This window comes from Rhizobium sp. CG4, assembly GCF_023701965.1.
Taxonomy (GTDB): Bacteria; Pseudomonadota; Alphaproteobacteria; order Rhizobiales; family Rhizobiaceae; genus Agrobacterium.
In genome coordinates this window covers 132,943-159,311 of record NZ_JABAEG010000011.1, presented here as the reverse complement: position 1 = coordinate 159,311, position 26,369 = coordinate 132,943, and the positions used below count along the sequence as shown (strand labels likewise).

24 protein-coding genes are annotated in these 26,369 nt (G+C 54.7%); 9 read left to right on the top strand and 15 right to left on the bottom strand.

Going from position 1 to position 26,369, the window contains the following annotated elements; translation table 11 throughout:
• Positions 1–392: 392 nt before the first annotated feature.
• On the top strand, positions 393–2,339 hold the full coding sequence (locus tag HGO37_RS24395; protein ID WP_250985625.1) for a M23 family metallopeptidase: 1,947 nt from the start codon (positions 393–395) through the stop codon (positions 2,337–2,339).
• Positions 2,340–2,498: 159 nt separating this feature from the next.
• On the opposite strand, the gene HGO37_RS24390 is transcribed toward HGO37_RS24395, so the two are convergent.
• A complete protein-coding gene (locus HGO37_RS24390) occupies positions 2,499–3,365 on the bottom strand; it encodes an SH3 domain-containing protein (protein WP_250985624.1) in 867 nt (288 codons plus the stop codon).
• Positions 3,366–3,631: 266 nt separating this feature from the next.
• Here HGO37_RS24390 and ubiG point away from each other — a divergent pair, with 266 nt between their 5' ends.
• A complete protein-coding gene (gene ubiG, locus HGO37_RS24385; protein ID WP_250985623.1) occupies positions 3,632–4,378 on the top strand; it encodes a bifunctional 2-polyprenyl-6-hydroxyphenol methylase/3-demethylubiquinol 3-O-methyltransferase UbiG in 747 nt (248 codons plus the stop codon).
• Positions 4,379–4,390: 12 nt separating this feature from the next.
• Here ubiG and HGO37_RS24380 read toward each other — a convergent pair whose 3' ends face one another.
• Genes HGO37_RS24380 through HGO37_RS24365 form a run of 4 tightly spaced genes read right to left on the bottom strand, consistent with a single transcriptional unit; the run spans position 4,391 to position 6,782 of the window.
• Complete coding sequence (locus HGO37_RS24380; RefSeq protein WP_250985622.1) at positions 4,391–4,819, bottom strand: DUF1178 family protein; 429 nt, start codon at positions 4,817–4,819, stop codon at positions 4,391–4,393.
• Complete coding sequence (locus HGO37_RS24375; RefSeq protein WP_250985621.1) at positions 4,816–5,676, bottom strand: carbon-nitrogen hydrolase family protein; 861 nt, start codon at positions 5,674–5,676, stop codon at positions 4,816–4,818. Before HGO37_RS24375 ends, HGO37_RS24380 begins: the two co-directional genes overlap by 4 nt.
• A 15-nt stretch (positions 5,677–5,691) precedes the next feature.
• Positions 5,692–5,946 (bottom strand): glutaredoxin 3, encoded by a 255-nt coding sequence (gene grxC / locus HGO37_RS24370; RefSeq protein ID WP_192491429.1) that lies wholly within the window; start codon positions 5,944–5,946, stop codon positions 5,692–5,694.
• Between the two features lie 59 nt (positions 5,947–6,005).
• Positions 6,006–6,782, bottom strand: coding sequence for a ComF family protein (locus HGO37_RS24365; RefSeq protein ID WP_192491430.1), 777 nt, complete (start codon positions 6,780–6,782; stop codon positions 6,006–6,008).
• 60 nt (positions 6,783–6,842) lie between these two features.
• Between HGO37_RS24365 and HGO37_RS24360 the strand changes: the two genes are divergently transcribed.
• Positions 6,843–7,721: a methyltransferase domain-containing protein gene (locus tag HGO37_RS24360; RefSeq protein ID WP_250985620.1), complete on the top strand. Its 879-nt coding sequence runs from the start codon at positions 6,843–6,845 to the stop codon at positions 7,719–7,721.
• 67 nt (positions 7,722–7,788) lie between these two features.
• Here the strand turns inward: HGO37_RS24360 and HGO37_RS24355 are convergent, their stop codons facing one another.
• The 6 genes from HGO37_RS24355 to HGO37_RS24330 form a co-directional block, all read right to left on the bottom strand.
• Positions 7,789–7,962, bottom strand: coding sequence for a Flp family type IVb pilin (locus HGO37_RS24355; RefSeq protein ID WP_250985619.1), 174 nt, complete (start codon positions 7,960–7,962; stop codon positions 7,789–7,791).
• Between the two features lie 147 nt (positions 7,963–8,109).
• Complete coding sequence (locus HGO37_RS24350) at positions 8,110–8,436, bottom strand: hypothetical protein (RefSeq protein WP_250985618.1); 327 nt, start codon at positions 8,434–8,436, stop codon at positions 8,110–8,112.
• Between the two features lie 88 nt (positions 8,437–8,524).
• Entirely contained in the window at positions 8,525–8,938 is a 414-nt protein-coding gene (gene mutT, locus HGO37_RS24345; RefSeq protein WP_192491434.1) for an 8-oxo-dGTP diphosphatase MutT, read from the bottom strand.
• The gene (locus HGO37_RS24340) at positions 8,935–9,720 is read right to left on the bottom strand and encodes a GNAT family N-acetyltransferase (RefSeq protein ID WP_250985617.1); all 786 of its coding nucleotides are present in this window, start codon (positions 9,718–9,720) and stop codon (positions 8,935–8,937) included. Before HGO37_RS24340 ends, mutT begins: the two co-directional genes overlap by 4 nt.
• Positions 9,721–9,724: 4 nt before the next feature.
• Complete coding sequence (argJ, locus tag HGO37_RS24335; RefSeq protein WP_250985616.1) at positions 9,725–10,966, bottom strand: bifunctional glutamate N-acetyltransferase/amino-acid acetyltransferase ArgJ; 1,242 nt, start codon at positions 10,964–10,966, stop codon at positions 9,725–9,727.
• 71 nt (positions 10,967–11,037) lie between these two features.
• Positions 11,038–11,916, bottom strand: a complete 879-nt coding sequence (locus tag HGO37_RS24330; RefSeq protein ID WP_250985615.1) for a peptidylprolyl isomerase — start codon at positions 11,914–11,916, stop codon at positions 11,038–11,040.
• Between the two features lie 241 nt (positions 11,917–12,157).
• Between HGO37_RS24330 and secA the strand changes: the two genes are divergently transcribed.
• The 5 genes from secA (at position 12,158) to HGO37_RS24305 (ending at position 19,306) form a co-directional block, all read left to right on the top strand.
• Positions 12,158–14,875, top strand: a complete 2,718-nt coding sequence (secA, locus tag HGO37_RS24325; RefSeq protein WP_250985614.1) for a preprotein translocase subunit SecA — start codon at positions 12,158–12,160, stop codon at positions 14,873–14,875.
• Positions 14,876–15,058: 183 nt separating this feature from the next.
• A complete protein-coding gene (locus HGO37_RS24320) occupies positions 15,059–15,394 on the top strand; it encodes a hypothetical protein (RefSeq protein ID WP_250985613.1) in 336 nt (111 codons plus the stop codon).
• A gap of 163 nt (positions 15,395–15,557) precedes the next feature.
• Positions 15,558–16,454 carry a DMT family transporter gene (locus tag HGO37_RS24315; protein ID WP_250985612.1) on the top strand — a complete coding sequence of 299 codons (897 nt, stop codon included), beginning with the start codon at positions 15,558–15,560 and terminating at the stop codon, positions 16,452–16,454.
• Positions 16,455–16,607: 153 nt separating this feature from the next.
• A complete protein-coding gene (locus HGO37_RS24310) occupies positions 16,608–18,023 on the top strand; it encodes a lipopolysaccharide biosynthesis protein (protein ID WP_250985634.1) in 1,416 nt (471 codons plus the stop codon).
• Positions 18,024–18,094: 71 nt separating this feature from the next.
• A complete protein-coding gene (locus tag HGO37_RS24305; RefSeq protein ID WP_250985633.1) occupies positions 18,095–19,306 on the top strand; it encodes a GNAT family N-acetyltransferase in 1,212 nt (403 codons plus the stop codon).
• 93 nt (positions 19,307–19,399) lie between these two features.
• On the opposite strand, the gene HGO37_RS24300 is transcribed toward HGO37_RS24305, so the two are convergent.
• The 4 genes from HGO37_RS24300 to HGO37_RS24285 form a co-directional block, all read right to left on the bottom strand.
• On the bottom strand, positions 19,400–20,017 hold the full coding sequence (locus HGO37_RS24300; RefSeq protein WP_250985611.1) for a hypothetical protein: 618 nt from the start codon (positions 20,015–20,017) through the stop codon (positions 19,400–19,402).
• A 206-nt stretch (positions 20,018–20,223) separates the two neighbouring features.
• Complete coding sequence (locus HGO37_RS24295; RefSeq protein WP_250985632.1) at positions 20,224–21,852, bottom strand: ABC transporter permease; 1,629 nt, start codon at positions 21,850–21,852, stop codon at positions 20,224–20,226.
• A gap of 162 nt (positions 21,853–22,014) precedes the next feature.
• The gene (locus tag HGO37_RS24290) at positions 22,015–23,031 is read right to left on the bottom strand and encodes an extracellular solute-binding protein (protein ID WP_250985610.1); all 1,017 of its coding nucleotides are present in this window, start codon (positions 23,029–23,031) and stop codon (positions 22,015–22,017) included.
• Positions 23,032–23,184: 153 nt separating this feature from the next.
• Entirely contained in the window at positions 23,185–24,231 is a 1,047-nt protein-coding gene (locus HGO37_RS24285; RefSeq protein WP_250985609.1) for an ABC transporter ATP-binding protein, read from the bottom strand.
• Between the two features lie 384 nt (positions 24,232–24,615).
• Between HGO37_RS24285 and HGO37_RS24280 the strand changes: the two genes are divergently transcribed.
• On the top strand, positions 24,616–26,319 hold the full coding sequence (locus HGO37_RS24280; protein WP_250985608.1) for a long-chain-fatty-acid--CoA ligase: 1,704 nt from the start codon (positions 24,616–24,618) through the stop codon (positions 26,317–26,319).
• Positions 26,320–26,369 lie beyond the last annotated feature (50 nt).

Here is a 26,369-nt window from a genome sequence, read left to right as displayed (position 1 = left end):
GTCGCCAGCAGCGCCGCCGCCCTCGTTCAGTGAGCGGACTTATAAATCTATCCCAACAAACAAGTCAACAGCCCTTTTTCATATTTATAATAAAATCATACAAACTACTGTTTTTATTAGAGAAATGTATGTTTTTCGATCGTTTCGCACACCATAATAGTTTTAGACGATACTCACAAACACTGCAAACAAAGGAACATACGAAATCTCTAATGTGTCTGCCTTTATTCTGCCCTGACTCCGCCACATCTCAATGGTCAAAGGAGCGTTAATTTCGTCCCGCGCTCATATGTATATATGTAAGAGCTTACGCATTTGACTCGCGGCACTGAAAGTTGCACACCTTCGGCAGTACCTTCTGGAGATTAAATGAAAGACTGGTCGCAACAAGCATGATAGCGGACCGCAACACGATCCGTTCGCTTGGCAATGAGCCTCCAATTCTGGCAGATGGGCGTCGCGCGCCTGATCGCCGGGAGATTTCATTGCGTTGGCTGTCCGGCACATTTCTCACGGGTATCACCTCTTCTATATTGATGGGCGTTGCACTGTTTGCGGCTCTCGACGGACGCCAGCAATTGGCCATTCCTGCCGAAGCCTTTGCAAAAACGGATATGAACAGCGCATCAGCAGATGTGACACGTCGCGGCGGCCGTATTCTTGAAAGCAATATTGCAGCGCGCCCGTCTGACCGTTCAGTATTGGAAGTGTCAACCGTCATTCATGATGGCGACAAGGAAGTCGTCCGCCGCGTACCATTCGCGCATGTGAAGATCGCACTCGCCTCAAATTATGCGACGCAGGACGATTATCCAGCCTTTGATCCCCTAAATATCTTTGCAGCCAATGGCGCACCGCCACCGGCGGCAAGCCGTACCGGCACTATTTATGGCTCTGATGTGGAGTCAGAAGTCAGCCTTCGTACCGTGGCATTTCCGTTGAAGAACCCGGATTTTGCTTATGCAGGCGCAATGAGCATTGATGAGGTTGAGGAAGCTGTAAGATCAAACGGCTCCATTTTGACCGATGGCAATGAGCAGCTCGCTGCGCTCTATTATATCGACCCACGCCGTTTCGACACGTCCGAAAGTGATGTGGACATTACCGCCGGCCTTTCGGCGCGCGTGGTTGAACAGAATATGTCTGTTTCCACACCTCAGACAATTGTCGCCAACCAGCTTGAATATGCAGATGATGTGATACCGGTTCGTCAAGTCAGCAAAATCGCCGAACTTCTGGGAGCCAATGGCTACAGCAAGGAACAGGCCGATACCGCTGCAAACAGCCTTGAGCCTTTGATGCGTTCTGCCGAACTGGCCCCTGGTGATGTATTGCGGGTTGGTATTCTGCAAGGTGAAGGCGAAAGTGCCGCCAAAATCGTCCGCGCCAGCGTCTATCGTAAAAACCGGCACGACGTCACCGTGGCGGTCAATGACAAAGGCCAGTTTGTAGAAGCAAGCGAGCCTCCGAAACTGGATGCCGTAGCGAGCGCTTTCGAGAGTAATCCGGCGGCCGCCATGGCAAACCGTGATTTGCCGCGTGTTTATGACGGCATTTACCGCGCCTCACTTGCCTACGGCATGAACAAGGACATGATTGGCCTGATGATCAAGCTGCTAGCCAGCAGCGTCGACTTTCAGGCACAGTTGCGTCCAACCGATACGCTGGAAGCTTTCTTCTCCGTCCAGGATAAGGAAGGCAAAGCAACCGACGATTCAGAACTGCTGTATGTGAATGCCAAGTTCGGTGACAACGAAACAAGGTTCTATCGTTTCCAGAACCCGGAAGATAACAGCGTTGACTACTTCAATGAAGACGGCAAGAGCATCCGTCAGTTCCTGATCAGAAACCCGGTGCCAAACGGTCGCATGACCTCTGGTTTCGGCATGCGTCGTCACCCTGTTTTGCGCTTCAGCCGCATGCACACCGGTACAGACTGGGCAGCTCCGCGCGGCACGCCCATTATTGCCACCGGCAACGGCGTTATCGAGAAAGCCGGATGGGCAAATGGTTACGGTAATCAGACCCTCATTCGCCACGCCAATGGTTATGTCTCGTCTTATAATCACCAGAGCGCCATCGCCAAGGGTGTGAAAGAAGGCGCGCGCGTCACCCAAGGTCAGGTGATTGGTTATGTCGGTTCGACCGGCCTTTCGACCGGCGCCCATCTGCACTACGAACTGATCGTCAATGGCACCAAGGTAGATGCCATGAAAGTCCGTCTTCCCGGCGGAAAATCACTGAGCGGCGATGCACTTGCCAGATTTACCGATGAACGTCAGCGTATCGATGCCTTGCTCGATTCCGAAGGCAAGCCGGAACAGGTCGCCAGCCGCTGAGTAAATTTGTAATCGAATGACAAACACGGCTTTTCAGCCGGTTTTTTTGTGCGTGGATTTCAAGACCCGAGCTACGGTCAATCTCTGGAAACCTGGCCTGCAAAGCCCATAGAAAAAGGCGGCCACATCGCTGTGGCCGCCTTGGTTTCTGGTCAAACATTAAATGCTCGGGCGGCAACCTGGCATGCCGGGCATGCATGGTTCGCCCCGATCATTGGAGCCGCCACGTTGGCGGTCCGGATCATACTGGCGGCGCGGTTGATCGCCATTGTTGCCACCGGGCCGGCTGTCCTCGCTCCAGCGCGGAGGATCCCGACGATTATCGTCTCTCCGGTTATCGTCTCTGCGATTGTCGCTGCGTTGGTCATCGTCACGCCGGTCATCACGGCGCGGCGGACGCTGACCACTATCCCACTCCTGACCGTAACGCTGTTCCCAACGGCCATCATTGGGACCACGTGGCGGCGGCGGGCGGTTCCAGTTGCCATCACCGGGACGTGGCGGTGGACGATTCCAGTCACCGTTACCCGGACGTGGCGGTGGGCGGTTCCAATCGCCAGGGCGTGGTGGCGGAGGTCTGTTCCAGCCGGGAGGTGGTCCACCCCAGTCATTACGAGGTGGGCGCGGACGGCTCCAACGAGCTCGATCACGATAAAAATCACGGTCGCGATAATAGCGATCCCAGTAGGTACCGACATCGAAGGTGATGATCGGAACGCCCAGATCGCGGTAATAACGTGGTTCGACATAAACGCGGTTCTGGCGATATTCGGCCTGAACATAACGGCCCGCTACCCAGCCACGTCCACGGTTGAATGAAACGTCGCACCATGGCGTGTCGGAAAGGCAGCCATAAATGACCAAGGGCGCGCCTTCCGGTATCACCACAACCGCGGGATATGCGGTGCTCGGGCCTGAGCGCATGTTGACGTTTGCGGTTGCAAAGCCTCGAGTGGCCGCCTCCGCAAGCGCCGGCATGGCGACAAGCGCCAGAAGCGCAATTGCACCATATAATTTCTTCTTCACGTTCGTTCTCTCCCTGGACAAGGCCCGCCTGCCGATTTCCGGCATCCTTCTTAATCATCGTTGGAACGCAATTTGGATTTTTTGATGATGATAAAATTCTGCTTCCAAACTGCGTGATATCATGTCGCAGATGTCTGGAAAATGCCGACTTTTCAGTCTTTTATTACGGCGTTAACGAACTGGCCGTCAGGTTGTTCCAAAGGTATCTCTTGACTTCACACGTCAATCATTGGACTCCAGTCCACAAACAGCTTGGAGCATTGCAGATGAACGAAACAGCAAAAACGACCATCGACCAGACGGAAGTTGACCGCTTTTCGGCCATGGCCGCAGAATGGTGGAGCCCGACCGGCAAATTCCGTCCGTTGCACAAGTTCAATCCGGTGCGCCTCGAATATATTCGCAACCAGGTCTGCGAAGCATTTGGGCGTGACCCTAAATCCCATAAGCCACTCGAGGGACTTCGTATTCTTGATATCGGTTGCGGCGGCGGCCTGCTCTCAGAGCCCGTTGCCCGTATGGGTGCGGACGTTGTTGGCGCGGATCCATCGGAAAAGAATATAGGCATTGCATCGACCCATGCCCGTGAAAGTGGCGTCTCGGTCGACTATCGTGCCGTCACAGCCGAACAGCTTCACGAAGCAGGCGAGACATTCGATGTGGTGTTGAACATGGAAGTGGTGGAGCATGTCGCGGATGTCGACTTCTTCGTGACAACATGTGCAAGCATGGTGCGTCCCGGCGGCCTGATGTTTGCTGCCACCATCAACCGCACGCTCAAGGCGCGCGCCCTCGCCATCTTCGCGGCTGAAAATATTCTGCGTTGGCTGCCGCGCGGCACGCATCAATATGAAAAACTGGTTCGTCCAGAAGAGTTGGAAAAGCCGCTGACCGAAAGCGGCCTGCAGATCATTGACCGCACCGGTGTGTTTTACAATGTGCTGCAGGATCGCTGGAACCTGTCCAGCGATATGGACGTAAACTACATGCTGCTGGCAAAACGCCCCGCATAAGATTTACGCAGTTCAGTTCACATCATCCGGGATGATAGGCAACGGTGCAATATCGATGCCTTCTTCGACCAATGCCTTGGCTTCCTGCAAGGTCGCCTGCCCGATAATGCCGCGTTGGTCTGCCTCACCGTAATGGATTTTGCGGGCTTCCTCGGGGAACCGCTCGCCGACATCTTCCGTATTGGCACGAATTTCCGCCAACGTTTCTTTCACCTTGGCCAGCACCGCTTTTTGCGCTGTATCCATCGCCAGGGTGCGCATTTCATCCTGTTTGCGTGCAGTAGATACAGAAGGCGCCATCAGCGCCTTCGTAACCTGAAGAGAATTGCAAACCGGACATGATACGAGACCACGTTCGACCTGCTGGTCGAAATCGGCACTGCCTGCAAACCAACCTTCAAACTCATGCGCCTTTTCGCAACTAAGCGAGTAACGGATCAAGCCGCCTCACCTCCAGCTGAAGACGCTGCTTTAACTGTGTCCAGTTTGAAATCACGTGCGTTCTTGAGGTTCGGGATTTTTCCACGTGCAGCGGCGACTGCCGAAGGATCGATCTCCGCATAGATGATTTCCGCACCTGCTCCACCGGCAACGGCCAGAACCTTGCCCCATGGGTCAACGATGATCGAATGACCGAAGGTTTCGCGCTCGTCTTCGTGAACACCGGCTTGTGCCGCGGCAATCACAAAAGCACCATTTTCAATGGCACGGGCGCGCAAAAGCACTTCCCAATGTGCTTCACCGGTCTGGCGGGTAAAAGCGGCCGGAACCGTCAGCACCTCAGCGCCTGCAACGGCTTCCGTTCTGAACAGTGACGGGAAACGCACGTCGTAACAAATGGCAAAACCGAAGGATGCCAAAGGCAGCGTCGCAACGCGCGCATTAGTACCCGGCTCATAGGCTGCACTCTCACGCCAGCTCTCACCATTGTCGAGATCGACATCAAACATGTGGATCTTGTCATAGGTGCAGATCCTCTGACCATCAGGCGCAAACAGGAAACCACGATTGGCAATCTTGCCATCATCTCTGGCAATGGCCGTTGAGCCGACATGCACGTAAATACCAAGCTCCTTGGCAAGTCTTGCAGCAGTCGTTGCAATGATATCGGTGTCTTCATCTTTCAGGACAGCACGCAACGCAGCGCGATCCTTCTGTATTGCACCGGTCATTTCCGGCGTCTGAACGTAAACAGCGCCATTGGCCGCCGCTTCACGGATCAGCTTTTCCATCTCAACGGCATTTTTCTCCGGATCAACACCGGAGCACATCTGAATTGCGGCAGCCTTGAAAGTCATCTCGCTATCCCGTTCTCAGTTCGCAAGCATCGCGTCGAGTTTGCCATCCCGTTCAAGGGCATGCAAATCATCACAACCACCGACATGCTGGCCAGCGATGAAGACCTGCGGGAACGTATTACGTCCGGATTTCTCTATCATTTCCTGCCGATATTCTGGCGTTACAGTCGCGTTATACTCCGCATAATCAACGCCCTTCTCATCAAGAAGAGCCTTTGCGCGGGCGCAATAGCTGCAAAAATCGCGTGTGTAGATCGTGACAGATGCCATAGGTTTTCCCCAGGTTATGCAACATCATCAATGGAAGGCGTTTCAGCCTGTTCACCCCGTCATATAGGGCCGGAAATAGCCATTGCAAAGGTCAAAACGGTGACATCTGCGGCGCCCGCTTTCTTTAATAGTCGCGATACCGCTGAAACGGTCGCACCGGTGGTATAAACATCATCCACCAGCACCACTCTCTTCCCTGCAACATCCAGTTCGCGTCCCGGCGCAAAGGCAAATGCACCTCGCATATTGTCCTGTCGCCCCTTTGCAGTGAGGCCAACCTGTCGTTTGGTTGGTTTGGTCCTGATAACGGATGAAGACAGAAAAGGCTTTCCTGAAAGGTCCGCCAGATGGCGTGCCAGTTCTGCAGATTGATTGAAGCGCCGTGATATAAATCGTCTCCGGTGCAGTGGCACGGGTATGATGTAGTCACATTGTTCGATCATGCCGTCACTGGCGCGCAGCATCCAGACAGCCATCGTGCTGACAAGATCCAACCGATCGAGATATTTCAGTTGATGAACGAGCTTGCGCGCAGCGCCCTCGTGAATGACAGCTGATCGCAAACGGTCAAAAGGTGGTGGGTTGGCAATCGCTTCGGACGAGAGCATGCCTGGGCCCGGATCACTGGAAAACGGCAGTCCCAGAATTTCGCAATAGGGACGTTCGATAAATCCAATGCCACTCCAGCACTCACTGCAAAATGCACCGCCTCGCGAGATAATAATGCCGCAACCGGCACATTGTGGAGGATAGACGATATCAACTACCGCCCTGCCCCATTGGCGTAGCAGCCCAAATGGTCCCGATGATAAAAAACGCAACCTGCCCGACCCCATGATGTTGACATTACCTTCGAACGGGTGCCTTTGCGAAGCAAATATTCTGAAGGCCATCCCATGGACATACTTTTCGACCAGCGGCTGATTGAAGCCAATCGCAAACGCGCCCTGCGCACACTGGATGAAAAGGCGCTTTTTCTGCTCGATATCGCCGCCGATGAAATTGCCGAACGGCTTGTTGTCGTTGAGCGGCAGTTTGAGACAGCGGTCGAACTTCATGGTGCAACCGGCATCACCGCGCGACGGATCATGCAGACCGGCAAGGTCGAAACGTTACACCGTGTTGAAATAGACGCCGCATTTGCCCAATCAGGCGAAACAGTACAGGTCGCTTCGCTGGAGCAATTTCCACTCGAAGAGGCCTCGGCCAACCTTATCGTGTCGCCACTTGGCCTACACCTTACCAATGACACACCCGGTGCCTTTATCCAGATCAGACGCGCATTGAAGCCAGACGGCCTGTTCATGGGGGCAATCCCCGGCGCCGGTACCCTTGCCGAATTGCGCGACGTGCTGCTCAGCACAGAGGCCGAGCTGACCGGCGGTGCCAGCCCGCGTGTCATTCCTTTTGCGGATGTGCGTGATGTTGGCGCCCTCTTGCAACGCGCAGGTTTTGCCCTGCCGGTAACCGACACCGAAACCTATACGGTACGTTACGATTCCATTTTCCCGCTGATGCGTGATTTGCGTGCGATGGGCATGGCCAATCCGTTGATGGGCCGCAGCCGTGCGCCGCTTAATCGTCACTTCTTCATGCGGGCTGCCGAGATTTACGCCGAGCGATATTCCGATCCGGACGGTCGCATCCGCGCCACCTTCTCATTCATCTATGTGTCAGGCTGGGCACCCCATGACAGCCAGCAGAAGCCGCTTAAGCCAGGCTCGGCAAAAATACGGTTGGCGGATGCCCTGAAAACCAAGGAAATAAAGCTTTGACCTCGGTCATGCCGAGCATGGCAGGGTGAACAAGTTGCAATAACGACAGGAAGAACGGCCTGAGCGTTCAGGCCGTCGAACTTGCCAGTGCGTTATAGATGATATCGAATATCTTGCCCAGATTTTCGGTGATCGCACCAAAGCCCAGAATAATGGCGATAGCGATCAAGCCACCGATCAAGCCGTATTCAATAGCGGTCGATCCCTTACAATCACGCAGCATCTCAAAAAGCTGGCGCATTGATTTTCCTTGTCCGGCAAGCCGAGCCTGCTGCTGCTTGAATGATGTCGTCATTTCGGCGCGCGCAATTGCGGCCGGAACATATGAACAGGGTCATTTCATGCCGATAATGTCGGCACGGGCCTCCCGGCCGCACTGCAGGTACAATCAGCAGCCGCTTTCGTTGCCATAGCCTTCAACAATACAAACCGAACCGGGTGTTTGCTGGAGAATACTGCGCCGAATGGAATAGGTTTTTTTGCCGTCTACCGAAGCAGCAGGCTTGATCGATCCGGTGGTAATCATGTCGAAATTATCAGGAACCTGCGCCAGACGCGGCTCTCTATTCTTGCCAGCCACCATCGGTGTGATGATCAAAGACAGCGCAATGGCTGCCGTACCGAACAGCAGGGCAATGTTCAAAATGCCAGTTTGGCGCGCCTTACGAGAATAAGGCCGACGGACCTCTACGGTCTTCCAGAAATCCTCGTTCATCGTTACGCCTCGTTTACCAATTCTACACAGTGGAATGTGCCAGATGGTGCTAAACGATCTATTAACGGACGATCAATTTTAGAAAGATCTAAAGCAAATCCTGAAGGTAAGGGATAAGCGGTTCGTCGGCGGGTGGCATAGGGTAATCACGCAGTGCATTGACCTTTACCCATTTGACCAGCTGACCTTCGCGACCGTAGGGGATTCCCTCATAACGACGGCATACGAAAAGTGGCATCAGCAGGTGAAATGTCTCGTAGGAATGGCTAGCAAAAGTCAGCGGCGCAAGGCAGGCAACCTTGGTGCGAATGCCCAGTTCCTCTTCCAACTCCCGCACCAGTGTTTCCTCAGGCGTTTCTCCTGCTTCCAGCTTGCCGCCGGGAAATTCCCAAAGGCCTGCAAGAGACTTTCCTTCAGGACGTTGTGCCAGAAGAATACGGTTGTCACTGTCAACGAGCGCGCAAGCCGCAACCAGTACGATCTTCTTTCCCGCTTCGCTCATTGCGCATCGCCTTTTCGCCAGTAAGCATAGGTGTAGGCTTCGGTGAAACCGAACTTCTCGTAGAGTGCCAACGCCGGTTTGTTGGTTGAAACCACCTGCAACCAGGCGAGCTTGGCACCGCTCAACCGCGCCCAACGCAGCGCCGAAGTCAGCACCTGCGTCGCGATACCCAAACGACGGCTGTCCTCTGCCACATCCAAGGAGAGAATGCCGGCAAGATCGATGTCCTGTACGCAGATGACGGTCGCCTGCGGTTCGCCCTCGACGTCTTCCTTGATAAACAGACCAAGCGGCGGCACGATCGAGCTGACGATCTCGGCAATAGCCGGACGCAGCCCGGCATCATCGCCAGAGACCTTGAGGTGAGCCTCAACGAAACGCCCGACATCCTGGCTTGGCAGGTGTGAGATAGTTTCCGGCAATTCCGCGCTTGAAATGTCGGCGGTCATCACCTTGACCTCTTCAAAGGCAGACCAGCCGCTTTTACTTAGATGTTCGCGCAATTGCGGTGGCATCAGTGGCGTTTCGCGCACCAGAAGCGGCCGTCCGTAATCTTCAAACCGCTTGCGCGCTTTTTCCAGCCGCATATCGGTATTGCCATAATCCGAAGGATCCAACGGCACGACACAGTTGATCCGCTTGGAAGGATGCGAACCTGTCATGCGCACCTGCCAGCTGCCATCATAAACAACTGATGATGCTGGCCACGCACGGAAGCTGACCGCCTCTAAACGGCGAACCAGCGGAAAATTGACATTATTTTTAGGCTTATCGACAGTCACAAAATCAGCTCCGGTAGTCACCGTTGATCGCCACATATTCCTTGGTCAGATCACAGGTCCAAACCGTAGCGGCGCCATTGCCAAGACCGATATCCACCTTGACAGCAATATCTTCCAGCTTCATGACCGCAGTTGTTTCCGCTTCCGAATAGGCCGGATCACGTTCACCATTAACGGCAACACGAACATTGCCAAACCAGATGGCCAGAAGGTCGCGGTCAGCCATTTCACCGGACTTGCCAACGGCCATTACGACACGGCCCCAATTGGCGTCTTCGCCGGCCACAGCTGTTTTGACCAACGGCGAATTGGCAATCGAAAGTGCAATCTTTTTGGCAGCGGCATCATTTTCCGCGCCGGTGACCGTCACTTCAACCATCTTGCGTGCGCCTTCGCCATCGCGAACCACCTGCAGTGCCAGATCCTTGAGCAGATCGTTTAGCGCTTCACGGAAGGACGCGAGGCGAGCATCATCGCCCTTTTCAACACGGGCCTGGCCATCAGCGGCAGCGGCACCCGTGGCAAACAGCATCAATGTGTCGGAGGTCGATGTATCGCTATCAACCGTAACCGAATTGAAAGTCGGGCCAACACCGGCGGACAACAGCGCCTGAAGCGCTTCAGGCGCAATATCGGCATCGGTCACCACAAAGGAGAGCATGGTCGCCATGTCAGGCGCAATCATGCCCGCACCCTTGGCGATACCATTGATTGTCACCTTCACGCCGCCAATGTCGGCAGTGCGGGTCGCAACCTTTGGATAGGTGTCCGTGGTCATGATGGCTTCAGCAGCCTGCTTCCAGAAATCACCAGTCGCGTCGCTGTGCATTTGGCCAAGAACGCCTGCAAACTTTGTCGCGTCGAGCGGTTCGCCAATAACACCGGTCGAAGCAAGATAAACTTCGTTTTCGCCGCATCCAACAGCAGCGGCTGCAGATTGCGCCGTCAGCGTGGTGGCCTGCTTGCCCTTTACGCCGGTGAAGGCGTTGGCGTTACCGGAATTGACGACCACTGCGCGGGCAACGCCATGTGCAAGGTTGGCGCGGCAGAAATCAACTGGCGCAGACGGGCACTTCGACTTGGTGAAAACACCGGCAACACTGGCCGGCTTGTCGAAGACCATCATCAAAACGTCTGTGCGGTTCTTGTATTTTATGCCAGCTGCCGCCGTTGCCATGCGCACACCGCGCAAGGAAGGCATTTCGGGATAGGATTTGGGGGCGAGCGGAGAAACGGCAACGGACATGACGGAACCTGACAGAAACGGGGTGGGGCTATGGAAAACGGGGCGGTAATGACCGCCCCGCGAAATATCGATTATGGCTGCGGCTGCGGCTGTGCCGCCTCAGCGTCCTGCGCTTTGTTGACTTCGTCGTAGCCAGTCTTGAGCGCCGGATCCATGATGTCGATCTTCTGCTCGGTCTTTGCCTTTTCAATCAGCGCAACATATTTTTCGCGCATGACCATCTGGCGAACCTGCTGCTCGACCTGATCAAATGGCGGTGGTGGTGCAATACGCTTGTCTTCCAGCTTGATCACGTGAAAGCCGAACTGGCTCTTGACCGGGGTCTTGGTGTAAGCGCCCTTTTCGAGAGCGAAAGCAGCCTGTTCGAATTCTGGCACCATGCGGCCCTTGCCGAACCAGCCGAGATCGCCACCCTCATCCTTGTTGGAATCAGTGGACTTCTCTTTGGCGATTTCAGCAAAATCCTTGCCTTCATCAAGCTGCTTGATGACATCCTTGGCCACGTCTTCAGACTCAACCAGAATATGACGGGCGTGAACTTCTTCTTCCTGTGGCATCGCAGCGACTTCCTTGTCGTAGCGTGCCTTGACCTCTTCAGGCGTCACGGCGTCGGAAACGTGCTTGAGGAAGTAAGCATTGTGAAGTTCGCGCTCAGTGATGAAATTGACGCGGTTCTTGAAAGCGTCGGTGTCTCTGAGACCTTCCGCATCAGCATCCTTTACCAGCAGCTTCACATCGATGATGGACGACAGAGCTGCAACTTTTTTCTGCTCATCGGGAAACTGGGCAAATTGCGGGTCGAGATTGGCAATTGCCAGATCAAGTTCGGACTGGTGAATTTCCAGATCGCCCACTTTTGCAACAACGGCGTCTTCCTGCGCAAAAGCTGGAAGTTGAAGGCCAAGCGTCGCCACGATTACGGCGGCGGCAATTTTGTTATAGCGCAACATAATAAACCTTTCGGAGACTATGCCGGGTTCCACATGGCACTTCCGGCTGGAAAATGTTCCAAACATTGGATTGTGGCCATTCTGTAACCGGCAGAACCGTTGACATCATTTGCCCCCCCTCTTATCTGTCACGCAACCTCGCGTCCAGATACGTTTCCGGGCGAAAGCCGTCATTTGTTTGTGAAAAGCTCTGACGGTCGCAGCACGAAGCGGAAACGGCACTTCAGAAAGGGCCAGCAAGATGGTCAGTCTAGGCGGCATCGCCCGCAAGTTGTTCGGTTCGGCCAATGAACGCCGTGTCCGTTCGTTTAAAAGCAAGATCGCAGCCATCAACGCGCTGGAAGAAGCCACTAAGGCTCTTTCCGATGAGGCGCTCTCCGCAAAGACCGTCGAATTCCGCCAGCAGCTTGCAGATGGCAAGAAACTGGAAGACCTGATTATTCCGGCCTTTGCCGTTTGCCGTGAAGCATCGCGCCGCGTTCTGGGCATGCGCCCGTTCGATGTGCAGCTGACTGGTGGTATGATCCTCAATGAGGGCGCCATATCGGAAATGAAGACCGGTGAAGGTAAAACGCTTGTGGCAACACTGGCGGTTTATCTGAACGCGCTTGAGGGCAAGGGCGTACACGTGGTGACGGTGAACGATTACCTCGCCTCCCGCGACGCCACCATCATGGGCAGGCTCTATAGCTTCCTTGGACTGACCACCGGCATCGTCGTGCATGGTCTTTCCGACGAAGAGCGTCACGCGGCCTATGCCTGCGATATCACCTACGCGACCAACAACGAGCTTGGTTTCGACTATCTGCGCGACAACATGAAATATGATCGCGCCCAGATGGTTCAGCGCGGCCACCACTACGCCATCGTCGACGAAGTGGACTCGATCCTCGTCGATGAAGCGCGGACGCCACTGATCATTTCCGGCCCGCTTGATGACCGTTCCGATCTTTACAACACGATCGACGCTTTCATCCCTCTGCTTGATGCTGCCGATTACGAAATCGACGAGAAGCAACGTTCGGCCAACTTCTCCGAGGAAGGCACCGAAAAGCTGGAAAACCTGCTGCGCGCTGCTGGCCTGTTGAAGGGTGAATCGCTTTACGATGTCGAGAACGTTGCAATCGTTCACCACATCAACAACGCGTTGAAGGCTCACAAGCTGTTCACACGCGACAAGGACTACATTGTCCGCAATGATGAGATCGTCATCATTGACGAATTTACCGGACGTATGATGCCAGGCCGCCGTTATTCGGAAGGCCAGCACCAGGCGCTTGAAGCCAAGGAAAAGGTTCAGATCCAGCCGGAAAACCAGACGCTTTCCTCGATCACCTTCCAGAATTACTTCCGTATGTACAAGAAGCTTGCCGGCATGACCGGTACGGCATCTACCGAAGCGGAAGAATTCAGCAACATCTACGGCCTCGATGTTATCGAAGTTCCCACCAACCTGCCGATCCAGCGTATCGACGAGGATGATGAGATCTACCGGACCGGTGAAGAGAAATACAAGGCGATCATCACCGAAATCCGCGCAGCCCATGACCGCAATCAACCTGTTCTGGTTGGCACGACATCGATTGAAAAATCGGAATTGCTTGCCACGATGCTGCGTCAGACTGGTTTCGAGAATTTCCAGGTTCTGAACGCCCGCTACCACGAGCAGGAAGCCTACATCGTGTCACAGGCCGGCGTTCCCGGCGCTGTCACCATCGCCACCAACATGGCTGGTCGCGGTACCGACATTCAGCTTGGCGGCAACGTCGACATGCGTCTTGAGCGCGAACTCGACGGTATGGAGCCAAGCGCCGAGCGCGACGCAAAAGAAAAGGCGATCCGCGAAGAGATCAAGGTTCTCAAGGAAAAAGCACTGGCTGCTGGCGGTCTTTACGTCATCGCGACAGAGCGCCACGAAAGCCGCCGTATCGATAACCAGTTGCGTGGTCGTTCGGGTCGTCAGGGTGACCCGGGCCGTTCGAAGTTCTACCTGTCGCTTCAGGATGACCTGATGCGCATCTTCGGCTCCGAGCGCATGGACAGCATGCTGCAGAAACTTGGCCTGAAGGATGGTGAGGCAATCGTCCACCCCTGGATCAACAAGGCCCTTGAGCGCGCCCAGAAGAAGGTTGAAGCCCGCAACTTCGAAACGCGTAAAAACCTGCTGAAATACGACGACGTTCTCAACGATCAGCGTAAGGTGATCTTCGACCAGCGTCTGGAACTGATGGATGCACAGAACATCAGCGAAACCGTTGCCGACATGCGCAGCGAAGTCATCGACATGCTGGTGCAGAAGCACATTCCTGAACATGCTTATGCCGAACAATGGGATACCACTGGCCTGAAGGCCGGTGTTGCCCAGTTCCTCAACCTTGACCTGCCTATCGAAGACTGGGCCAAGGAAGAAGGCATTGCTGAAGATGACATTCTCCAGCGCATCACGGAAGCCACCGAAAAATACGCAGCAGACCGTCGCGAGCGTTTCGGCGAAGAGCTGATGACCTATGTCGAACGCTCTATCCTTCTGCAGACCATCGACCACCTGTGGCGCGAGCACATCGTCAACCTCGATCACCTGCGCTCCGTCGTCGGTTTCCGCGGTTATGCCCAGCGCGACCCGCTGCAGGAATACAAGGCCGAAGCATTCGAACTGTTCCAGGCACTGCTTGCCAATCTGCGCGAAGCCGTCACCACCCAGTTGATGCGTGTTGAACTGGTTCAGGAACCACCACAGCCTGCCGAACTGCCGGAAATGACCGCTCATCACGCAGACCCGAATACCGGCGAAGACGAGATGAACGAACCGGCTTTTGCAATGGGTCTGGCCTACGTTGCTCCGGAAGATCGTGATCCGAACAACCCCGCAACCTGGGGCAAGATCGGTCGCAACGAGCTTTGCCCTTGCGGCTCCGGCAAGAAATACAAACATTGCCACGGCGTTTTTGATCAGGCCTGATTGCCTGTTCAGCGACAAAAAAAATTCAAAAGGCCTGCAAACCTCGTTTGCAGGCTTTTTTGTAGTCACGGACAGCAAGGACGCTTGCGCAGGATCGGCGAACAATCAGTAGGCAGATTTACCAGTTCTTGTTGGTTTTATTTTAATGATTACCCGCTCGCTCATGAGCTGGATGGAAAAATCATGTTCAACTTCAAAACTGCGATCGTAACGGCAGCACTTTGTGTGGCCGCAGCTACGCCTTCGATGGCTGAAGACCTTGTGTTCAAGCTCATCAATGGCACGAACTCTGTCCTGACCCATTTTTATACTTCGCCAGTGGGTGTAGATAACTGGGAAGGCGATGTGTTTGGCAGCCAAGTCCTCAAGCCCGGTGAAAGCGGCACTGTCACCATTACTGACGGTCGCGACGTCTGTGAATACGACATGCGCTTTGAGTTTGAAGGCAGCGCTGACTTGGACACAACGGAAGACACTCAGAACCTGTGTGAACTGAGCGAATACACGATCGAAGAATAATTGGTCGGCCAACACGACCTGCGGATGTCAGGATGGCGCAAGGGGGGACACTCATGCGCCATCGGCTGTCGGGCGGTATTCTCGCCGCATACAATTTGATTGACGCCTGTCAAAGGCTCTCATAACTGTGCCGCCAGAACCGCCTCTTTTTCTGGATAATTTTATGAAACCCGGTGCAATCGCCGCATACATTTTCCTCGCTGTTGCGTGGGGTTTGTCATTCCTGTTGATGTTACGCGTTGTCGAAACATTCGGCTGGGTGGGCGCAGTGACAACCCGCTGTTTCATTGCCAGCCTAATGTTGCTTTTGATCGCAAAGCTGACCGGCCGTAAACTGAACTTTGGCGCTGGATGGCGTGCCTTTGCCATTGTGGGCGCGACCACTGTTGCTGGTCAGCTTGTCGGCCTGTCCTACGGCACTCCGTTGATTGGGACTGCGATGGCCGCAATCATCGTTGCCACCATTCCCCTGTTCTCCATGTTGATCAGCCAGTTCTGGGGATTGGAGAAAATGACAGTACAGGGGCTGGTCGGGTTGTTGCTCGGCGCCGGCGGCATCATCCTGCTGGTTGGTTTTCCAACCGTACCGGTTACACTGTCCTTCGTGCTTGGCTGTGGTGCCTGCCTTGTCGGTTGTATCTGCGCTGCCTTTGGCAGCAACTATGCCAGCCGCAGCCTGAAAGGCACCGGTTCGTGGGAAATCACCATCGGCTCATTTCTGGCCGGCGGCTTTATCACATTGCCGCTGCTGCTCGCTGTCCCCTTCCGCGCGATACCGGGACCCGTTGATTTCTTTTATCTTTTCACGCTTGCCATGGTGATGAGTGCTTTGACTTACATCACCTATTTTTGGCTGGTTTCCAAGATCGGAGCCACCAAGGCCATCAGCGTGGAGTTTGCCGTTACCATTATAGCGGTGCTGATTGGCGCGCTGGTATTGCACGAACCACTTTCAGTTTTGCAGTTGGGTGGTGCCGTTGTTATCATTACCGGATGCATTCTGGTGCTGGGACTTTTCCCGCGCCGCAAACAACCCGTTCCTTTCATGCCGGAAACCTGAAACAGGTCGAAAATAAAGCCTGTCCCGTCCGCAAAAACCTTGACGTGCAAGGTACCGAAAACACATCAATTTTGTGCAGCCAATACCCTTCGTTAACTGGCGCAGGCTAGGCTGTGCATAGCCCGGTGGCTTTGGAAGTATTGCGTGACCATCATGACGGTTCTCTATGCGGCGGAAAAAATCCTGCCCGATAGTCTTCGCTGCAAAGTCGCAGCGGTAAGGCTCGGAACCGCACGAATTTTATCCGGCGAAACCGAAGCAACGCGCGCCCAACGCATGGCGCTGATCGCCTTCCTGATCCGCATTATCAGTGCTGGCATTGCCTTCGTGTCGCAGATCATGCTTGCCCGCCTGATGGGTGAATTTGACTACGGCATTTTCGCCTTTGTTTGGGTCATGGTCATTCTGCTCGGCAACATGTCCTGTCTCGGTTTCCACGCCACCGTCATCCGTTTTCTGCCGGGATACAAGGCAGCGGGCGACAACCATCTGATCCGCGGCCTGACCGCCACAGCGCGTATTTTTGCACTCGTCTCTGCAAGTCTGATGGCCGCAGCCGGTGCAGCCTTCCTGTATTTCTTCGGCGACATGATACCGGACTATTATCTGGTTCCGACCTTTCTGGGCGCCCTGATCCTGCCAATGATCGCACTCGGTGATGTGCTGGATGGCACGGCCAGAGCCAATGGCTGGCCTGTTTCCGCTCTCAGTCCAACCTACATCGTACGCCCGCTCTTGATCCTGATCTATATGCTGATCGCCATACTGGCGGGCGAACCTCACACTGCCACAACGGCAATGGTTGCCGGATTGGCAGCCGCCTACACGACAACTGTTCTGCAACTGCTGCTGATCAGCAAGAGGCTGGATCACACATTTGATCGCGGCAAAAGAACCATCCATTTCAGTCAATGGTTTCGCTTCGCCCTGCCGATTTTCGTCATCGACGGCATCGGCTTCATGATGACCAACGCAGATGTATTGGTGGTCGGCTTTTACCTGCCACCCGATCATGTCGGCATTTATTTCGCCGCCGCCAAAACCATCATTCTGGTGCAATTCGTCTTTTTTGCCGTTAAGGCTGGTGCATCACCGCGTTTTGCAGCCCTGATCGCCGACAATGACCGAGAAGGACTATCCACCTTTGCCGGGCAGTCAGCGCGCTGGACATTCTGGCCGTCGCTCGGTATCGGCGCCTGTGTACTGCTGGCAGGACCTCTGTTACTCTCTCTCTTCGGACCCGCCTTCACTCAGGGTTATAGTTTGATGTTCATTCTGTTTGCCGGTTTCCTGGCCAAGGCCAGTATTGGCCCGGCGGAGGCACTGCTGAACATGACCGGACACCAGAAACTGTGTGTTGGTATTTACGTCGCAACTCTGGTGTGCGGCATCATTCTCTATCTGACCCTGACGCCGCTTTACGGACTGATCGGAGCAGCAATTGCAACGGCAGCAATTACGGTCATCGAAACCGTTCTGTTGCATGTCGCGGTACGCCATACGCTTGGCATTGTGCTGTTTGCTTTCAAGTTTCCATTTGCGCGTGCCGACCGGAAAAAGGCAGCATGATCATGACCCCCAACCAGCGCCCCACCGACATGCAAACGGTTGAGACGCCAGCAGGCGCAAAGGCCAGTGGCATGAGCGATACGGTTGCCCCTTCTGCTGACAAGACCCTGCAGATTGGTCGCGAGGGTCGAGAGTTCTGCATATATCCCGCACAACTGGGCTATGACTTGCAAGAAGAACTCGACTTCCTCACCAACCGCGTGATGGAACCGAACGTCTTTTTCACCGGTCGTCTTCTGGCACCGGCCATGACACGTATCGATGAGCGCGCTGTGCGTTTTGCGCTGATCCGCGACCGCAACGAGCAGCGCAGCCGCATGCGCCTGCTAATGCCATTCTCGGTCGAAAAGCCTGGTTTTTCGATAGGTCCATCCGTTATTCGTGTCTGGGCCAATCCGTTTGGACCACTTGGCACGCCGCTGGTGGATACAGAAGCCGCGGCCGAAACCATTGACACCCTGCTTGACGCCTTAAGCGATGACCGCGCCGATCTGCCCGACGTTCTGGTTCTGCCGGACCTGCGCTTGGATGGACCGTTTGCGCGTATGCTGAAAGCCATAGCACTCAGCCGCAACCTGCCACTGGCAACCGCTGAACAACATCAACGCCCGATGCTGCAAAGCTATGAGGATGGCGAGGCCTATCTGAAAGAAACGTTGGCCTCCAATCACCTGCGTGAAATGCGCCGGCAGTGGCGGCTTTTGGAGAAGGTCGGTACGCTGACCTACAATGTGGCCCGTCAGCCAAAGGACATTCGTTTCCGTCTGGAAGAATTTTTGGCATTGGAAGCCAGCGGCTGGAAGGGGCGCAAACGCTCTGCATTGGTGGATGACCGTTACCGCGCTGCGTTTGCGCGTGAAGGCATCAACAACCTTGCGGAAAACGATGCGGCCCGTATTCACACCATCGACCTCGACGGACAGTCGATCGCCTCCATGGTGGTACTGATGGCGCAAGGCGAAGCATACACCTGGAAAACGGCCTACAACGAAAACTACTCAAAATATTCGCCCGGCAAGCTGCTGACATGGAAGCTGACGGACTGGCACCTTGATGACGCCAATATTTTACGGACCGACAGTTGCGCGGTTGAAGATCACCCCATCATGAGCCGCTTCTGGAAAGAGCGTGAAGAGATGGGAACATTGATCATCGGCTTGACACAGAAAAGCGACCGCGATGTGCGGCAAGTTTCGTCACAGGTCCATATGTATCGTAACACCCGCAGTATTGCGCGTATGTTGCGTCAGCGGATCATGTCGCTGGGCCGGCGCGGCGCCTGATCAACAACACGGCAACTGTCAAAGGACGAATAAATCACCCGCAAAGACATCTGCGGGTGATGGATTTTACGTCACTTGAGATCAAGGGTCGGTTTAGCGCGACGCCATCTGGATCATGCGGCAGAGCTGGGTCAGCGCCGCATCATAACCACCGCTACCGAGAATATCGACACAGCGACGTGCCAGTCGGATCTGCTCCGGACGAGACATGTTGTTGTAGCCAACTATAGCGCGACGCAGGGCCGGATTTTTGGTACCGGGATTGTTGACGCCAGGGTTTCCTGGTGTGCCAGGTGTCGTCGTGGTGGTGCCACCGAGACCGAGACCCACACCCAGATTGACACCACCGGTTCCGGCATTCAGCCCGACATTGGCCTTCAATCCACGGTCGCCACCAACCGAGGCTTTTGCATTGGCACTGGCAAGGTCGCGACCGCCAACCGTGGCTCCGACATCGGCATTAACGCCATCGCGGCCACCAACCGATGCGCTGACATCAGCACCGAGACCGCCACTGCTGCGGCCACCAACGGAAGCGCCAGCATTAACGCCATCACGACCGCCAACCGAGGCACCCGCATCCAGCCCGTCTTTTGCATCGACGCTGACGCTCACACCTTTTTCACCACCAACATTGATGTCGAGAGCGTAGGCACCCACGGGCATAAGAAGGCAGGCGGAGACGAGAAGGCTGCTTGTTATTGTTTTCATGATCTTCCTCCAAATGTTGTTAGCCACGAGCGGCTACAAACCATTGAAAGCGAAACTACATCAGCAGTTCCTTTAATTCATTTCATTTAATTAGACTTGCCTAATGAATAAAATACAAAGGACACAGGAAGAGGTGTGTGCTGATATGAAACCACGCGAGATGTCCCGTTTTGAAACAATTCTGTCTTTTTGCCGGCCAGGAAACCTTATCGACGGGTGGTTTCAATCCGACCGACGCGGGCAAGCAGGATCACAGGCAATATACCGATGACAACAATGGCCAGCGCTGCAATTGACGCTTCCTCATAGGTACCGCGTGCCGCCTCGCCATAAAGGTGGGTGGCGAAGGTCTCAAAATTCAACGGACGCAGAAGAAGCGTTGCCGGAAGCTCCTTCACGCAGTCGACAAACACCAGCAAACCTGCAGCGGCCAGCGCCGCCCGTGACAGTGGAAAATGCACATGACGGAATGTGCTACCAGCAGTGCGACCGAGTGTTCGCGACGCATGATCAAAGGAGTGCGGTATGCGGCTAAAACCGGCATCAACACCACCAGCAGCAATGGTCAAAAATCGCGCAGTATAGGCAAAGATCAGCGCTCCGCCGCTACCGATCATCAAAAGACCGGTTGAAACGCCAAACCAACTTTGCGCAGTCACATCGACCAAGCGATCAAAAGCGCCGAGCGCGATCAACACGCCAATCGCGATCACCGTACCGGGTGCTGCATAACCGATTGTCGACAAACGGTAGCTCCACCGGCTGGTTGCACCGGGCCTTAGCCGCATGGCGTAAACAACGATGATGCCACATAGTAACGTTACGGCTGTCGCAACGCCTGCAAACACAAGCGTATTGCCTGCCTCACCGATGAGACGGGGAGAAAGCCCGCTGAAGCGGAAGCGCTTCCAGGCTTCGATAACCAGATAGATCGCCGGGAACACGAAGCCCACCAGGATCGGCAGGCTTCCAGCGAGAAATGCCAGCCAGCCCTTGAGCCCAGATAGCCGCAGAGGCTGCAGCGGATGATTGCGCTGCGCAGATACGGAATACTGCTGTCTGCGACGCGCCCACCGTTCCAACGCAACAAGAGCAACGACGATGAACAGCATGAACAGGGCGATCTGCGATGCACCCGGCAGATCGGAACGGGTGACCCATGTCGTGTAGACGGACACTGTCAGCGTTCGTACACCAAGGAACTCGGACGCACCGATATCATTCAGCGCTTCCATCAGTGCGAGGCTGATGCCAACCGCTATGGCCGGACGCGCCAATGGCACTGCCACCCGTACAAAGACACCGCTACGAGACGCGCCAAGGCTACGTGCAGCCTCGATCAGATTGCCCGCCTGCGTCATGAACATCGCCCGCACGGGAATGTAGACATAAGGATACAGCACGAAGCTGAGCAGGATGATGCAGCCAGTGGTCGAGCGAATATCCGACAGTCGGAACTCGCGCGGGCTGGAGTAACCCAATACCCAGCGGATCAATTCCTGCACCGGACCGATCGGGTGCAGGATGTCGAGATAGGCGTAAGCGACGATATAGGTCGGCATGGCCAGCGGCAAAAGCAGCGCCCATTCCAGTATCTTGCGACCGGGAAAATCATGTGCGGCCACCAGCCAGGCGGCAAGTGTTCCAAGAACTCCGGCAATGACCCCGACGCCAACGAGCAGAACCAGCGTGTCGGGCAATGCCGTTGCCAGTACCGATGATGCGAGATGCGCCCACAGACCTTGCGAGCCCTGCAGCGCTTCAAAAAGCAATGCCAGAACCGGCACCAGTGCCAAAAGCGCAATCACCACAGCGCCAACCAGCCAGATTTCCAGTTTACGACGTCTGGCCTTGCTTGCGGATTCGACGGCTGGGTTAAGGCTCACGTATCGACCTGCTCTTCAGGTGGGAATTATCATCTTGGCCGAATAGCATCTTAAACGGCCAAAGGCGCCCGTTCAAAACGAGCGCCTCGGTAGCATGTAACAAACTGATTATCAGTTGTCGAAACCAACCTTTTCAGCCAGTTCGCTGGCCTGTTTGCGGTGGGTAACGATTTCCGAAAGCGTCTTGTTGTCGATCTTCAGTTCGCCGAACGAAGCAATGATCGGGTCGACAGAAGCACCCTGTCTGACCGGATATTCGTAGTTGGCTTCCGCGTAGATTTTCTGGGCTTCTGCAGAGACCAGATACTCAAGCAGCTTTACAGCGTTGTCCTTGTTGGGCGCGTTCTTGGCAACAGCAGCGCCCGATATGTTGACCTGCGTACCGCCGTTCTTGAAGGTTGGCAGAACGACCTTGATCGCTTCGCCCCACTTGATCTGGTCTTCACCACCCTTGCCCGAACGCATCAGGCCAACATAATAGGAGTTGGCAATACCGATATCGCAAATGCCGCCGAGGATATCCTTGGCAACATCACGGTCACCGCCACCAGCCTTGCGAGCGAGGTTGTCCTTGACGCCAGCCAGCCACTTTTCAGTTTCTTCTGCACCGTAATGGGCGACATAGTCAGCAAACAGGGCCGTGTTGTACGGGTGCTGGCCAGAACGAATGCACACCTTGCCCTTCCACTTGGCATCAGCGAGGTCTTCATAGTTGAAGGACGCCAGATCAAGGTCCTTGGCAGCGTAGAGAACGCGAGCGCGCATCGAAAGTGCAAACCAGTTGCCGTCGGCGTCACGCAGTTCAGCTGGAACGGCTTCCTTGAGAGCGGCGGAATCAACGGCCTGCGTCACACCCTTTTCAACCAGATCAACGAGGTTACCAGCATCAACGGTCATCAGGATGTCTGCAGGAGAGCTGGCGCCCTCGCTCAGAACGCGCTCAGCCAGACCGTCTTTCAGGAATACGGTATTGACCTTGATGCCGCTGTTGGTGGTGAAGGAATCGAGAAGCGGCTGAAGAAGAGCCGGTTCGCGGGTGGTGTAGATGTTCAGTTCAGTTGCCTGAACCGCACCCGCCATGAACACGCATGCGAGAAGTGCTGTCTTGAAAGAAATGACTTTGCTCATCTTAATCCCCTGTACTCCTAAGAAAAGTTACAGGCGGTCTGCATCATACATGACAACTGATGTCAAGTTTATGCGCTGGCAAATTCGGAGAAAATACTGACTTTAAGTTGATAGCGCACCAAAAACACAGTGGATACCGACGCAAATACAACCCTAAATGAAAACAAGAACCGTTTCCGGCTTCACCTCAAGCTGCACACGATCCACGCCTTGAGGCAGGCGATCCATGCTGCGCACACGCAGATTTTCACTCATGCCGGGAACCTGGATATTGAGTTGCTCGATCTCGCCAAGGAAGGTTCTGCCGGAAATAAAACCTTCCACCGAACCGTTCATCGCGCCATTTGCCGACAGGGAAATGGCACTGGGACGAATATAGGCAACGGCCTGCGCACCCTCGGGAAGTTTTTCAGGCGTCGTAAAGGCACCCAACCCGGTTTCAATCCGGCCATTGCGAATGACGCCATTGACCTTGTTGAAGGCACAGAAAAAATCCGCCGCATAACGGCAATTTGGTCTATCGTGCAGATCATATCCACTGCCGGTTTGTACGATTTGGCCTTGCTGCATCAGCACCACACGATCACCGGCAGACAGCGCTTCCTCGGGATCATGTGTGACCATGATAGCCGTGGTGCCAAGACCACGTAGCAATGAAAGCGTCTCTTCGCGCACGCTGTCTCGCAGGCCACGGTCGAGATTGGAGAAGGGTTCATCCATCAGCAGGATAGCCGGACGTGGAGCAAGCGCTCTTGCCAGCGCCACGCGCTGCTGTTCACCACCGGAAAGCGTGTGTGGATAACGCGTTGCCAATGCCCGCAGTCCGACATGCTCGATCAGGGAATTGGCACGCTCACGCGCCTCGTCCTTTGGCACGCCCTTGAGGCCAAACATCACATTTCGCTCGACGGTCAAATGCGGGAACAGTGCATAATCCTGAAAGACGAAACCGATATTGCGGTTTTCAGGTTCGACAAACGACGACGGCCCGGCAATCTCCCGGCCATTCATCATCAGCGTGCCCTGATCAGGAGTTTCAACACCGGCAATAATTCTCAAAAGCGTCGACTTGCCGCAACCGGAACGCCCGACCAGGCAGATGATTTCACCGCTGTTGACCGTGAGATCGATGTTGTTCAACACATCGGTCGCACCAAACCGTTTACCGATGTTTTTCAACTCAAGTGCAGCGACAGTCATTCACGTTATTCCATGCATACAGGCCGATATTCTTTGTTGATCGCGCAAATCAGGATTAAAGTCAAAACCAACCGGCGGGCGAATGGCCATGAAAGCGGATTTTCGGCGGTAAATTGTAGTCGACTACCGAAATCGACACGCCGAAAGGCCGATGTTTGGTGCCGCCTCTTGCGCCATCCGTCCGCACCGGACCAAATTGCGTAATCCGGTCGCGTATTTTTGACTGTAACAATCGTTACAGTGAGATTGACGTGTACGTTAGAGTTACATACATTTTGATCAGGCAGCTAATTCGGTTGGAGGACCGGAACGGCATGGACAGCGGGTGAGAGCTATTTGCCTCACACAAAACGCTGTGCGATAAGTTACGCTGGGAGGAGCGGCATGAACGACGCGTTCAAAACTAAACCTGAAGGTTCTGCAAAGGATAAACCGTGGCTGGCTTCCTATCCGGAAGGTGTGCCAGCGGAAATTCCGCCATCGGCTTATAACTCCTTGCGCGATCTGATGGAGAAAAACTGCGCCGCTTATGCTGGCCGCAAAGTCTTCACCAGCATGGGCAAGTCGATCACCTACGCTGAACTTGAACAGGAAACACGCAAGGTCGCAGCCTGGCTGCAGGCCCACGGTTTCCGCAAGGGTGACCGTATTGCGGTGATGATGCCCAATATCCTTCAAAACCCGATTGCTGTTTACGGTATTCTGCGGGCAGGCATGATTGTCGTTAACATCAACCCGCTCTACACCGCCCGTGAACTGACCTATCAGTTGAAGGATTCCGGTGCAAAAGTCCTGTTTGTACTGGAGAACTTTGCTCACACGGCCCAGCAGGCCATCATCGGCACCGATATTCAAAATGTCGTTGTTGCCTCGATTGGTGACGTGTTCGGCGCCAAGGGTATCCTGATCAATTTCGTGCTGCGCCGGGTCAAGAAGATCGTGCCCAAATGGTCGATCTCCTGTGCGATCCGCTACACGGACATGATGAACGAGGCGAACCGCTTGAAAATGGTGCATACCGATATTGCACCAGAAGACGTGGCGTTTCTGCAATATACCGGCGGTACCACAGGAATCTCCAAGGGTGCGGTGCTGACGCACAACAATCTTTTGGCCAACAAGGCGCAGATTTCGCTGTGGCTTGATTCGGCACTGGCCGGCAAACAACGCCCGGAAAGCATGACTTTCCTCTGCGCCCTGCCGCTTTGCCACATCTTTGCATTGACGGTGAACTCGCTGATGGGCGTGGCACTGGGTGCTAACAACGTGCTGATTGCCAATCCGCGTGATATTCCGGCGCTGATCAAGGAAATGCGCCATCATCGCTTTCACGTATTCCCCGGCATCAACACCCTGTTCAATGCACTTTTGAACAATGACGACTTCAAGACGCTTGATTTCTCCGAGCTTCTTCTTGTGCTCGGCGGCGGCATGGCTGTTCAAAGACCCGTGGCGGAACGTTGGATGTCGGTAACCGGCCGCCCGATCAGCGAAGGGTATGGTCTGTCCGAGACATCACCAGTGGCAACCGTCAACCGGCTGGATGTCAATGATTTCACAGGCACCATTGGCCTGCCTATTCCGTCCACCGAAGTGGATATTCGGGATGAAAACGATAACAGCCTGCCATTTGGCGAGGTTGGCGAAATCTGCATTCGTGGCCCGCAAGTCATGGCCGGCTACTGGCAAAGACCGGACGAAACCGCCAAGGTCATGGCAGCGGATGGTTACTTCCGCTCCGGCGACATGGGCTTCATGGATGAGCGCGGTTACACCAAAATCGTGGACCGCAAGAAGGACATGATCCTGGTGTCCGGCTTCAACGTGTACCCCAATGAAATCGAAGAAGTGGTCGCTTCACATCCCGGCGTGCTGGAATGCGCCGTGGTTGGCATTCCAGATGAACGGTCCGGTGAAGCCGTTAAACTATTCGTAGTCAAAAAAGACCCGAACCTGACGGCAGAAGAACTCAAGGCGTTCTGTGCTGAGAACATGACCAACTACAAACGCCCACGCCAGATCGAGTTCAGAACAGAGCTGCCAAAAACCAATGTCGGCAAGATCCTGCGACGCGAACTGCGCAGCTGAAGACGGTATCATTCAGCGACAGAACGATGGTCGGCAAGAACATCGTTCTT

Coding starts and splice junctions, on each gene's coding strand:
- HGO37_RS24395 (WP_250985625.1), top strand. CDS start 393: ATGATAGCGGACCGCAACACGATCCGTTCGCTTGGCAATGAGCCTCCA.
- ubiG (WP_250985623.1), top strand. CDS start 3,632: ATGAACGAAACAGCAAAAACGACCATCGACCAGACGGAAGTTGACCGC.
- HGO37_RS24375 (WP_250985621.1), bottom strand. CDS start 5,676: ATGACTTTCAAGGCTGCCGCAATTCAGATGTGCTCCGGTGTTGATCCG.
- grxC (WP_192491429.1), bottom strand. CDS start 5,946: ATGGCATCTGTCACGATCTACACACGCGATTTTTGCAGCTATTGCGCC.
- HGO37_RS24365 (WP_192491430.1), bottom strand. CDS start 6,782: ATGGGGTCGGGCAGGTTGCGTTTTTTATCATCGGGACCATTTGGGCTG.
- HGO37_RS24360 (WP_250985620.1), top strand. CDS start 6,843: ATGGACATACTTTTCGACCAGCGGCTGATTGAAGCCAATCGCAAACGC.
- HGO37_RS24355 (WP_250985619.1), bottom strand. CDS start 7,962: ATGCGCCAGCTTTTTGAGATGCTGCGTGATTGTAAGGGATCGACCGCT.
- HGO37_RS24350 (WP_250985618.1), bottom strand. CDS start 8,436: ATGAACGAGGATTTCTGGAAGACCGTAGAGGTCCGTCGGCCTTATTCT.
- mutT (WP_192491434.1), bottom strand. CDS start 8,938: ATGAGCGAAGCGGGAAAGAAGATCGTACTGGTTGCGGCTTGCGCGCTC.
- argJ (WP_250985616.1), bottom strand. CDS start 10,966: ATGTCCGTTGCCGTTTCTCCGCTCGCCCCCAAATCCTATCCCGAAATG.
- HGO37_RS24330 (WP_250985615.1), bottom strand. CDS start 11,916: ATGTTGCGCTATAACAAAATTGCCGCCGCCGTAATCGTGGCGACGCTT.
- secA (WP_250985614.1), top strand. CDS start 12,158: ATGGTCAGTCTAGGCGGCATCGCCCGCAAGTTGTTCGGTTCGGCCAAT.
- HGO37_RS24320 (WP_250985613.1), top strand. CDS start 15,059: ATGTTCAACTTCAAAACTGCGATCGTAACGGCAGCACTTTGTGTGGCC.
- HGO37_RS24315 (WP_250985612.1), top strand. CDS start 15,558: ATGAAACCCGGTGCAATCGCCGCATACATTTTCCTCGCTGTTGCGTGG.
- HGO37_RS24310 (WP_250985634.1), top strand. CDS start 16,608: ATGACGGTTCTCTATGCGGCGGAAAAAATCCTGCCCGATAGTCTTCGC.
- HGO37_RS24305 (WP_250985633.1), top strand. CDS start 18,095: ATGAGCGATACGGTTGCCCCTTCTGCTGACAAGACCCTGCAGATTGGT.
- HGO37_RS24300 (WP_250985611.1), bottom strand. CDS start 20,017: ATGAAAACAATAACAAGCAGCCTTCTCGTCTCCGCCTGCCTTCTTATG.
- HGO37_RS24290 (WP_250985610.1), bottom strand. CDS start 23,031: ATGAGCAAAGTCATTTCTTTCAAGACAGCACTTCTCGCATGCGTGTTC.
- HGO37_RS24285 (WP_250985609.1), bottom strand. CDS start 24,231: ATGACTGTCGCTGCACTTGAGTTGAAAAACATCGGTAAACGGTTTGGT.
- HGO37_RS24280 (WP_250985608.1), top strand. CDS start 24,616: ATGAACGACGCGTTCAAAACTAAACCTGAAGGTTCTGCAAAGGATAAA.